This window comes from Nocardiopsis sp. TNDT3 (assembly GCF_003427465.1).
Classification (GTDB): Bacteria; Actinomycetota; Actinomycetes; order Streptosporangiales; family Streptosporangiaceae; genus Nocardiopsis; species Nocardiopsis dassonvillei.
The window spans coordinates 1-3,182 of sequence record NZ_QPFC01000352.1 but is presented as its reverse complement, the minus strand read 5'-3'; the positions used below and the strand labels follow the sequence as shown (position 1 = coordinate 3,182).

At 72.4% G+C, this 3,182-nt stretch carries 1 protein-coding gene and 2 pseudogenes; 1 reads left to right on the top strand and 2 read right to left on the bottom strand.

The genetic code is table 11. The features are described 5' to 3' along the window. Positions 1 to 527 (bottom strand): annotated as a pseudogene (locus DQW06_RS09375) (molybdopterin-binding oxidoreductase); the annotation flags it as partial. Between the two features lie 361 nt (positions 528 to 888). Here DQW06_RS09375 and DQW06_RS09370 point away from each other — a divergent pair. Next, positions 889 to 2,493, top strand: a complete 1,605-nt coding sequence (locus tag DQW06_RS09370) for an OmpA family protein (RefSeq protein WP_013156352.1) — start codon at positions 889 to 891, stop codon at positions 2,491 to 2,493. Between the two features lie 231 nt (positions 2,494 to 2,724). On the opposite strand, the pseudogene DQW06_RS09365 reads toward DQW06_RS09370, so the two are convergent. After that, a pseudogene (locus tag DQW06_RS09365) lies at positions 2,725 to 3,182 on the bottom strand (hypothetical protein); the annotation flags it as partial.

The window sequence follows — 3,182 nt, the reverse complement described above, 5'->3', positions numbered from 1 at the left end:
GGTGTCCTCGGACCGCCCACCCCCTGTGGTCCGGGGTCCGCCTCGGGCCGGAGCGTCCCGCGCGCGCCGCGCACCAGGAGCGCCAGGGCCAGAGCCCCCGCGACCGCCCCGACGAGCACGGGCACCGGGGTACCCGGGTCGTCGGAGCGGTGCGGAAGCACGGCGGCCAGCCCGACCGCGGTGAACACCGCCAACCCCGTGTACCCGACGACGGGCCGCCGGAGCGACGCCGTGCCGAGTACGGCCCCGACACCCAGGAGGACGACGATGATCCCGGCCACGAGCACGACCTTGTCGGCTCTGCCCAGCAGGTCGATCGCCGCCTCCACCAGGGAGGGCGGTGTGGTGTCGACGACCGTGTCGCCGACGGCGACCACCGGAGACACGGTGCGGAGCAGTCCTGCGGCCAGCTCGGCGGTGCCCAGTGAGGCGCCGACCGTGAGCAGCCCCACGACTGATCCGACGACGACCCGTCGCCTGTCGCGTGGCGGGGTGTTCCCGCGTGTCTCGGTGGTCACGTCGGTCATTCGGGGCCGACGCGGGGGCGGATGGGTGTTTCCGCGGAATTTTTTTCGTACCGCGCGAGAAAGCCCGTGACCTGCGGTGACGCGGGGCCGTCGGCGACCGCGGGAGCGTTGTCCGTTGCCCGTCACCCGTCCGGGGCGCCCCCGCCGCCCGTCAGGGACTCCTCCGGGCCCCGCTCCCGGAACCCGTTCGAGGCCCGTCCGGGACCCGTCCGGGGCTTTCGCGCCGACCGGATCGCCCCGCACCGGGCACCGGCCGCCAAGCGGACGTAACCCGCCAACAGCGGGCAGGGCGGTCGGTTCCGCCCCGCGGGTGCAGGAGGATGTTGCCCGTACGTCTCCTCAACGATCGGAGTTCCCCCACATGGCGAGGAAGTCGCCCCTACCCCTGGTCGCGCTGGCGGTCTCGGGCAGCCTCCTGCTCAGCGGCTGCACGGTCACCGAGGGGGTGTCCGACTGGTGGTCCGAGACCTTCGGAAACGCGTCGGGCCCGCCCGAGGTCAGGGAGGAGTTCCCCTACGTCCGTGAGGGCCGCATCTTCCAGGACACCGGCCGGGACAACGAGATGCGCTTCGCCGTCACCGGCCTGGAGCGCACCGACGAGTACACCGTCATGTACTACGAGGTCACCTACCTCGACGAGTTCACCGGGCCCAACCGGAACATGAGCATGGCCCACACCCTCGTCGATCCGCTCACCGGCCGCGTCTACCGGCAGTTCCTGGACGGGGAGGGCCTCAAGTACGGCTCCGAGAGCCCCAACCAGGACGGCCTCTACCCGGTCCACGACGGGGTCACCAACGAGTACGTGCGCTACTTCCCGCGACTGCCCGACGAGGTCCGGCAGGTCACGTTCGTCGGCAGCGGGCTCGGGGCCATGACCGGCATCCCGGTCGTGGACGTGGAGGAGGAGCGGGCCGACCCGCAGGACCCCAACGGGGCCGACCACCTCACCCCGGACGACCCGCCGCCGAGCGGGGAGAACCTCACCTTCGCCAACCGACGCCCGGACGCGGACGCCGTGGCCGACGAGGGCTGGGTGCAGAGCTTCGTGGACTCCGAGATCGCCTCCACCACCCGCGACGGCGACCGGGAGATCATCTCCCTGCACTCCGACGTCATGTTCGAGTTCGACCGCTCGGACCTGACCTCCGAGGCCGAGGACGTGGTGCGGCGCGCGGCCACCAGCCTGGCCCGCAACGTCGATCCCGACGAGCCCGTCATCACCGTCATCGGCCACACCGACAGCATCGGCGACGACGCCTACAACGACAACCTGTCGGTGCAGAGGGCCGAGAGCGTGCGCGACCTGCTCGCCGAGGAGCTGGGCACCGACTACACCCTTGAGGTGGAGGGCCGCGGCGAGCACGAGCCGATCGCCCGCGAGGGCGGCCCCGACGACGACGAGGCGCGGGCGCGCAACCGGCGGGTGGAGTTCTCCTACGTCTTCGACACCACCGTGGAGGCCACGGAGGAAGAGGAGTACGACGACGACGCCCTGGGCGCGGCCCAGCGCAACGTCACCTGGCCCGCGCCCTACGACGACGACCCGGGATCCGTGGTGGCCGAGGGCGAGCTGGACGGGGTGCGCCTGGAGGTCTACCCGCTGCGCCGCGACGGCGCGTACGTCATCGGCACCGTGGCGCTGACCAACACCACCGACGAGCCGACCATGCCCGACATGGGCGGGCAGGAGGCCGTCCAGGCGGGCGGCCCCGAGCAGTTCAACAAGGGCACGCTCGGCGGCTTCCAGCTGCTGGAGCCGGAGAGCGGCCTGGTGCGCTACGTGGCCCAGATGGACTTCGGCGAGGGGCGCTACAGCAGCTTCGCCGAGGAGGTCCACATGCTCCAGCCCGACAACACCTACAGCCTGGTCGCGGTCTTCCCCGCGCCGCCGGTGGACGTGGAGGAGCTGACCCTGCGGGCGGGCCCGTTCGGTGAGTTCGAGGAGATCCCCGTGGAGTACTAGGGTCCGTTTTCCGAATGCCCTCCCGTGCCGCTGGGGGTTGACGAGGTGTCCGGCGGGGTTCTGGAGGCCCGGAGGAGGCGTCCGAGGAACGGGGACGTCGACGTAGGGCCGACAGCCCAGGGGAGCCGCCCCGGGCCCCGTGCCCGGGGAACGGGGCCCGGGGTGCGGGGAGCGCCCGGACACGCGAGGGGGCCGCCCACCGGCGGCCCCCTCGGTCGTTCGCGTCGCGGGTCAGCCCCGGATGCGCCCGGCGGCCAGCAAGACCACCCGCTCCAGGTCCTCGCGCGGCACCTCCTCGCCGTAGGCGATGGCGGTGACGTACAGCTCGTCGGGCAGCGCCAGGTACAGGTGGCGGCTGGAGCCGTCCACGGTGCCCACGTACTCCAGGTCGCCGCCCAGGGAGTCGGACTCCTCGGTGTGGTAGGTGTCCACGTCCACGTCGATGTCCACCTCCCAGTTCATCTGCTCCTGCTCCCCGGGCACCCGCACCACGTCCGGGTTGGTGCTCGGGTCGGCGTTGAGGGTGAACACCAGCGTGAACGAGGAGGCGCCGGGTCCGGTGCTCCCGTCGCTGAACGAGCACACGACCTGCTCGGCGCCGTCGACGCCCTCCACCTCACCGACCTCCTCGGTGAGCACCTGCCCCGGGGCCAGCTCGCCGACCACCTCCGCGGCGCCGGCGGCCGCGC

Excerpts from the sequence above, each read along its gene's own strand:
- DQW06_RS09370 (WP_013156352.1), top strand. The coding sequence starts at position 889 with ATGGCGAGGAAGTCGCCCCTACCCCTGGTCGCGCTGGCGGTCTCGGGC.